The organism is Brachyspira pilosicoli (assembly GCF_019402445.1).
GTDB classification, from domain to species: Bacteria; Spirochaetota; Brachyspiria; order Brachyspirales; family Brachyspiraceae; genus Brachyspira; species Brachyspira pilosicoli_B.
In genome coordinates this window covers 1-7180 of sequence record NZ_SRZM01000019.1, presented here as the reverse complement: position 1 = coordinate 7180, position 7180 = coordinate 1, and the positions used below count along the sequence as shown (strand labels likewise).

General features: G+C 27.0%; 8 protein-coding genes. 6 read left to right on the top strand and 2 right to left on the bottom strand.

Annotation, left to right across the window (positions count from 1 at the left end; genetic code table 11):
• The 3 genes from E6A48_RS00675 to E6A48_RS00665 form a co-directional block, all read left to right on the top strand.
• The coding region (locus tag E6A48_RS00675) for a hypothetical protein (RefSeq protein ID WP_219708112.1) at nt 1-644 on the top strand (644 nt) is incomplete at its 5' end.
• Between the two features lie 15 nt (nt 645-659).
• Complete coding sequence (locus E6A48_RS00670; RefSeq protein WP_219708111.1) at nt 660-1205, top strand: ankyrin repeat domain-containing protein; 546 nt, start codon at nt 660-662, stop codon at nt 1203-1205.
• Between the two features lie 110 nt (nt 1206-1315).
• A complete protein-coding gene (locus tag E6A48_RS00665; RefSeq protein ID WP_219708110.1) occupies nt 1316-2209 on the top strand; it encodes a LysR family transcriptional regulator in 894 nt (297 codons plus the stop codon).
• 523 nt (nt 2210-2732) lie between these two features.
• On the opposite strand, the gene E6A48_RS00660 is transcribed toward E6A48_RS00665, so the two are convergent.
• Both E6A48_RS00660 and E6A48_RS00655 read right to left on the bottom strand, forming a co-directional pair.
• Entirely contained in the window at nt 2733-3818 is a 1086-nt protein-coding gene (locus tag E6A48_RS00660) for an alpha/beta hydrolase (RefSeq protein WP_219708109.1), read from the bottom strand.
• A 34-nt stretch (nt 3819-3852) separates the two neighbouring features.
• Nucleotides 3853-4419 (bottom strand): DapH/DapD/GlmU-related protein, encoded by a 567-nt coding sequence (locus E6A48_RS00655; RefSeq protein WP_219708108.1) that lies wholly within the window; start codon nt 4417-4419, stop codon nt 3853-3855.
• Nucleotides 4420-4649: 230 nt separating this feature from the next.
• Between E6A48_RS00655 and E6A48_RS00650 the strand changes: the two genes are divergently transcribed.
• The 3 genes from E6A48_RS00650 (at nt 4650) to E6A48_RS00640 (ending at nt 7019) form a co-directional block, all read left to right on the top strand.
• The gene (locus E6A48_RS00650; protein WP_219708107.1) at nt 4650-6005 is read left to right on the top strand and encodes a PhoH family protein; all 1356 of its coding nucleotides are present in this window, start codon (nt 4650-4652) and stop codon (nt 6003-6005) included.
• 304 nt (nt 6006-6309) lie between these two features.
• Entirely contained in the window at nt 6310-6729 is a 420-nt protein-coding gene (locus E6A48_RS00645; RefSeq protein ID WP_219708106.1) for a nucleotidyltransferase substrate binding protein, read from the top strand.
• Nucleotides 6729-7019 (top strand): nucleotidyltransferase domain-containing protein, encoded by a 291-nt coding sequence (locus tag E6A48_RS00640; RefSeq protein ID WP_219708105.1) that lies wholly within the window; start codon nt 6729-6731, stop codon nt 7017-7019. The genes E6A48_RS00645 and E6A48_RS00640 overlap by 1 nt, the downstream gene beginning before the upstream one ends.
• Nucleotides 7020-7180: the final 161 nt, after the last annotated feature.

Below are 7180 nucleotides of genomic sequence, written 5' to 3'. Positions count from 1 at the left end.
CTTTAATAGTATTAGAAATAATAACAATAATTTTTGCTTATTTAAATATATCAAACATCAACAAAAGATATTTAAACTTTATTAGATACAATTCAATATTAGAACATAACATAAATACAAATGTTACAAAAGAGCATATCATAGAAAGACTTAAATATTTTGGATATAGTATGTATTCTATAAACTCTTCTAGGGTTTTTATTAATATAGATGTTGTAAAAAATAAAAAATCTATAACTATACATGCTTACTATTTTTTGCTTTTGGATATAGATAAAGATACAGAGGCAGTGCTTACAACTGTAAAAAATGAATTAAATGAAATATTAGATTTATATATAGATGATAATCAAAAGTTATTTAAAACAGAAAATGAGAAACAAAAAATATTAAAAGCAAAGCTCTATAATCATGCGGTATTTATTTTCTTTGGAGATAATGTTTCTGATAGAATAATTAATATATCCAAAGAAGGCTACACTAAAGAAAAACTTCTTAATTCTAATGCACAAATATTTTCTATTTCTTATATACCTTCAGAAAATAAATTGTATTATGCAGAAAAAGTAGAAGATGTTATAACAATTCAAAAATTCCCAAAGCAGGATTTTGTTTATATAATAAAAGACATATTTTCTTTATAATATTTGGATAATATAATGAAAAAAACAAAAAACAAAAAGAAAGTTAAACAGAATAAAAAAACATATTATTATATAGGTACTATAATTTTAATAGCTGTGTTATGTTATTTGCTATTTATGTTTTATAATTTGAAAAATTCTTCTTTTGATATAAACAAAAAAGATAATGAAGGTCTTACAGTTTTGATGCATGCTTTATCTGATAATAATTCAAACAAAAACGAAATAAAAAAACTAATATTAGATAACAGAAAAAAAATTGATTATACATTAAAAGACAGTAACGGAAGAAACATTTTGATGTATGCAGTGTTTTATGGGGACACTGATATTATAAAAGACATTGCAAAACAAATTGATAATATTAACGAGAAAGACAATGACGGAAGAACAGCTTTGCATTTAGCAGCACAATATGGAAAATATGAAGCTGTTGCAGCACTTGTAGAATTGGGGGCAGACATTAACATTAAAGACAATCTTTCATTAAAACCAATAGACATAGCAGAGTTTGAAGGTTTTGAAGAGATATATAATTATTTACAAAGCAAATCAAATTAATCTTATTTTTTATTATTCTTAATTATTGAAAATTAAATATATAATTATTTTATAAAAACTTATATAATTAATAATCTATCATAAAAAAATATTTCTTAAGGTTTTAAATTATGGAAATTAGGGTATTAAAATATTTTTTAACAACTATAAGAGAGGGCAACATCACTAAAGCGGCAAAATATCTTAATCTTACTCAGCCTAATCTATCCAGACAGATAAACATGCTTGAAAGGGATATTGGTCATAAACTTTTTGAAAGAAAGCATAACAATATAATTCTCACTCCTGAAGGCATTTTATTAAAAAAGAGAGCAGAAGAAATAATAAACATGGTAGATAAAACCAGAGCAGAGTTTAATTTTACTGATAAGGTGATAGCGGGTGATATATTTATTGGTGCGGGGGAGACTTGGGCTATGAGTTTGGTTGCTTCGGTTATGAAAGATGTGCAAAATGATTATCCGCATATAAGATATAATATTTATAGTGGTAATTTTCAAGACATTACAGAAAAGCTTGATAAGGGTTTACTTGATTTTGGATTATTAATTGACCCTGCTGATTTATCTAAATATGATTATTTAAAAATTCCTCTAAAAGATACTTGGGGATTAGCTATGAGAAAAGATTCTCCTCTTTCAAATAAAAAGAATATAACAAAAAAAGATTTATTAAATATTCCATTAATAATTTCGAGGCAAGTAATAGAAACTGAAATAGAGGATAATGATTTTTCAAGGTGGTTTTCTGACACTTTTGATAATCTTAATATAACAGCAACATATAACCTAATTTATAATGCTTTAATTATGGTTAGTGAAGGTATGGGTTATGCTTTATGTTTGGATAAGTTAATAGACAATATGTATCATAAAAATATATGTTTTATACCTTTAAAGCCAAAATTAGAATCTGGCATTAATATTGTATGGAAGAAGAATCAGGAGTTTTCAAGGGCGTCAAAAATATTTTTGGATAGGCTTACAAATAAATTTAAAATTTAATTTATAATGCACGGTAAAAAAATTACAAAATATAAGTGCATTTCTATTTTTTATATAGTCCTAAAATTAAAACTGTTAAAACGTGCGGTGTATAATATAACAAATTTAAAAAGAGCTTGGGTGGGTACTAATAAATTCTAATTAAACAAAAAATATAAAATAAGTTTTTAATGCAAAATTAAATTATAAAACCTATAGGGTGGGGAGAGAAAATAAAAGTTTTTAACTTTATTTACGCTTGCCCGCCCTTTATGCTTTATTGTTTGAATAGTTAATTTTATTTTTTAGTTCTTTATAGTTAACACTGAAAATATAACGCCCGCCCAAGTTTTATTTAGGTTTAAAATCATAACACCGCACGGTGAGTAAAATTATAAAAAATATATTAATTAATAATCTAATATTTATTATAAATTAAAGTCTGTTTACCGTGCGTTATTTGCTCATAATTACAAATAAAAAATCCAAGCATTATAAAATAACACTTGGATTAAAGAGAAAATTAGTTATAAAGGTCTATTAATTATTTTAGATTTTCAGTAAAGAACTGTGATAATTTTTCAAAAGGAATTTTCTCCATATTGTCATATAAATCAACATGGTCAGCATCTTCTACTATTACTAATTCTTTTGGTTCTAATGCTTCTTTATAAACATCTTCAGAGTAGTATCTTGAATGAGCTCTGTCACCTGCTACCAAAAGTATAGGAGTAGGAGAAACATCTTTAATATTAGCCATTAAAGGGAAATTCCAAAAAGATACAGGCATTGTTGCAGTCCAAGAAGTAACAAAGTTTATAGCACGAGGATGGTAAGCCCTTTTAGCATAATAGTTGTAGAAAGCAGCAAATACAGGGTCAGCATTTTCAGGAAGCTCTTCTGGTACAACCATTGCAGAAGCTTGTATATTATCATTAGCATCAAAAGTAGGTTCATGATTTCCTAATGCATAAGTTTTATTTTCTGCATCTTTCCAACGCTGTTCGCTTAAATATTCTCTTATTATTCTTCTTTGTTCAGTAGTATAATAGTCTTGATGACCTCTGCTCATATCTCTTGACATATCATACATTGAAAGAGTGGCAACTGCTTTTATTCTAGTGTCAGTTCCAGCAGCAGTGATAGCCATACCAGAAAGTCCGCAAATACCTATTGCACCAATGCGGTTTCTGTCTACATAATCAAGTAAACCCAAATAATCTACAGCTGCACTATAATCTTCAGTAAATATATCAGGAGAAGCAGTGTTTCTTACATCGCCACCGCTCTCACCTGTAAAAGATGGGTCGAATGCTAAGGCAACAAAACCATAAGTAGCCATCTCTTGAGCATATAATCCTGAAGCTTGTTCTTTAACTGCTCCAAATGGTCCAGATACAACTATAGCAGGATTTTTTTGATTGGTATAATTTTCTGGCAAATATAAATCTCCTGCTATTTCTATACCATAACGATTTTTAAATCTTACTTTTTTCATTTCTATATTTGTATAAATTTTAAAAACTCTTGTATCCATATCATCTCCTCCTTTAGATTGGTTATTTTGTGATTGATTACAAGACACTAAAAAAGTTAGAAGTAAACATATTGATAATATTATTTTTTTCATTTAACTCTCCTTATCATTAATTAAATTTTATTTATTATAAATTTTTTATAATTTTAGCAGGCACTCCGCCAACTATCACATTAGAAGGCACATCTTTATTAACCAAAGCACCAGCAGCTATTATTGAGTTATCACCTATGGTTACGCCTCCGAGTATATTAGCCCCAGAGCCTATCCAAACATTATTTCCTATCACAACTTTTGACGGATATGTTGTGCTTCTATGTTCTAAATCAAAACCATGATTTAAAGTTGATATAGTAACATTCATTCCAAGAAATACATTGTCTCCTATAGTTATTCCGCCTCTGTCTTGAAATGAGCATCCGCAGTTAAAAAATACATTCTTTCCAATTTTTGTGTTTCTTCCAAAGTCGCTGTAAAATGGCGGGAAGCATGTAAAGCTTTCATCTATATTTTCTCCTGTTAGCTTTTCAAATAATTTTCTAACTTCGTCTGGAGTGTGATAACTATTATTAATTTCCATAGTTGTTTTTATTGCATTTTGTGCACATTCATGCAAAAACGGTGAAAGCTCTTTATCGATACTTGATACAGGGTTGCCATCTTTGCAGTATTTTATAAACTCTTCGATATTCATTTGTTATTCCTTATTTTTATTAACTAATTTGTATTTTACAAAGAAAATGTATTATATCAAATATTTATGTGTTATATCTTTTTATGCCTAAAAGGTATAGTAGTGATATTAAACTTTAATATTCATTTAACTTAAATGAATTTGCTTTTTTATCTCTTTTGTATAATACTTATTATATAGCGTTTATTATATTCAAATATAATAAATTATCTTAAAAATAAGGATTTGCGATGATAGAAAATTTTATACCTAATAAAAAAGTATTCGTTTTTGATACAAATGTTATACTGCATGATTTTAAATCAATATTCTCTTTTGAAGAAACTAATATTGTTATACCTATTACGGTTTTGGAAGAGGTTGATAAGTTCAAAAAAGGAAGCGATACAATTAATTTTAATGCTAGAGAGTTTATAAGAGAGCTTGATGCTATAGTTGAAAAGAATGAAAAAACTGAAGGTGTGAAAGACATATTTAAAAAAGGTGCTTTGCTTGATAATAAGAGTAAGGTATTTGTTGATGTTAATAACGAAGAGAAAGAAGATTTTAAAAAGATATTTGCAGGAAACATACCCGACCACAAAATACTCTCTTGTGCTTATAATTTGAAATCTGAAAATCATAGAGTAGTTCTCATTACAAAAGATATTAACATGAGAATGAAGGCAAGAAGTTTAGGTATAGATACTCAAGATTATAACACTGATAAAATAGATAAATTATCTTCATTATTTACAGGTATAGAAAGTATATCTGGGGACAATGCACGTGTTTATATAAAAGAGCTTCAAGAGAATAAAGAAATAGGAGTTAAAGAAGAGCATTCAATTTATCCTAATACATATTTTTGCTACAGAGTAAATGAAGAAGATGATGCGGTAATAGGTAAATATAAAGATGATACTAATACTATAGTTTATGTTGACAGTGATATTAATGCTTATGGAATAAAACCAAGAAACGAAGAGCAGGCTATGGCTTTAGATGTTTTGCTTGATAATGATATACCTTTAGTTACAATAATGGGTAAAGCAGGTACTGGTAAAACACTTTTAGCTCTTGCTGCTGCTTTAGAAAAGAGAAGAGAATATAGGCAAATACTTTTAGCTCGTCCAATAGTTGCACTTTCTAATAAAGATTTAGGTTTTTTACCAGGAGATGTTAATAGTAAATTAGACCCTTATATGCAGCCTTTATTTGACAACCTTTCAGTAATACAGCATATACATTCTGATGACAGTGATGAAAGTAAAAACATCAAAAAAATGCTTGAAAATGAAAAGATAGTTATTTCTCCTTTAGCATATATTAGAGGAAGAAGTTTAAATAGAATATATTTTATAGTAGATGAAGCACAAAACCTCACTCCTCATGAAATAAAAACTATTATAACAAGAGCAGGCGAAGGAACAAAAATAGTTTTCACAGGCGACATTCACCAGATAGATACTCCTTATTTGGACGAAAGAAACAACGGACTTACTTATTTGATAGATAGAACCAAAGGAGAAGTTTTAAGCGGAACTGTAACGCTTGAGAAAGGAGAGCGTTCAAAACTAGCCGAGCTCGCTGCGAACGTGTTATAAAAATATTAAATAATAGCAAAGCATAAAGTGTACTGATTAATATCATACTTTATGCTTTTTATTTATTTTTTCACTGTAATACTATATATTTTTAATTTAATGCTAAAAATATAAATTAGTGCTCTTGCAACTTTGATGAAGTCCGCACCGCGACTGAAAGGAGTCCTTCAGGGCGACCGAAGGAAGTACCTGTGGGTGCGAGCTGCTGGAAAAGTTGATAAAAATAATATAATAAAAAAATTAAAACTTGATAAATATTATCTAAATTATATAATTCAATTAAAAATTATTGGAAATAAATATTATGTCAGAAAATATTCGCTGGAAACAGAGATTTAATCATTTTGAAAAAGCTTTTAATTTGCTAAAAAATGTTTTTGAAGATAGAAAAATAGAAGAATTATCATTATTAGAAAAAGAAGGTGTTGTTCAGAGATTTGAATATACTTATGAATTAGCTTGGAAAACTTTGAAAGATTATTTGGAATATAGTGGAAGTTTAAACAATGTAGATATATCACCAAGAAACATTTTTAAAGAAGCATACTCAGCAAAAATTATTAGAAATGAAAATATATTTATAGATATGATGTTAAGCCGTAATTTACTTTCTCATACTTATGATTTTGTTAAGTTTGAAGAAATTTTTAAAAGAATAGAAAATGATTATTTAAAAGTATTAAATGAATTATATAATTTCTTTTTGGAGAGGATAAACTCTTAATGTTTGATGAGAAAATATTAAAAGAAATTCAAAATATTTGCACTAAGCATCAAAACATAGAAAAAGTTATATTGTTTGGTTCGAGAGCAGTAGATAAAGAAAAATATAATTCTGATATAGATTTAGCTATTGTTGGAAAATTTGATTTTTTATTTTGCGAGAGATTAAAAGAGGAGTTTGAAAATATACCAACTCTTTTAAAATTTGATGTTGTTGATTATAATAATATTACTAATAAGGAATTAATAAACGATATAAATAAATACGGCAAAGTTATTTATAGTAAATAATATAAAAATTAGTTATTATATTTTTGTATAAAGTTAATTTTTGTATTGTTGTATTATGTTGTTTTTATAGTAGAATATTTTTATTGTTGATAATTATTAGTAATGAAAAATGAATAAAAATATTATTTATTATAAAACAATATTTTTTTGGAGGTATATAA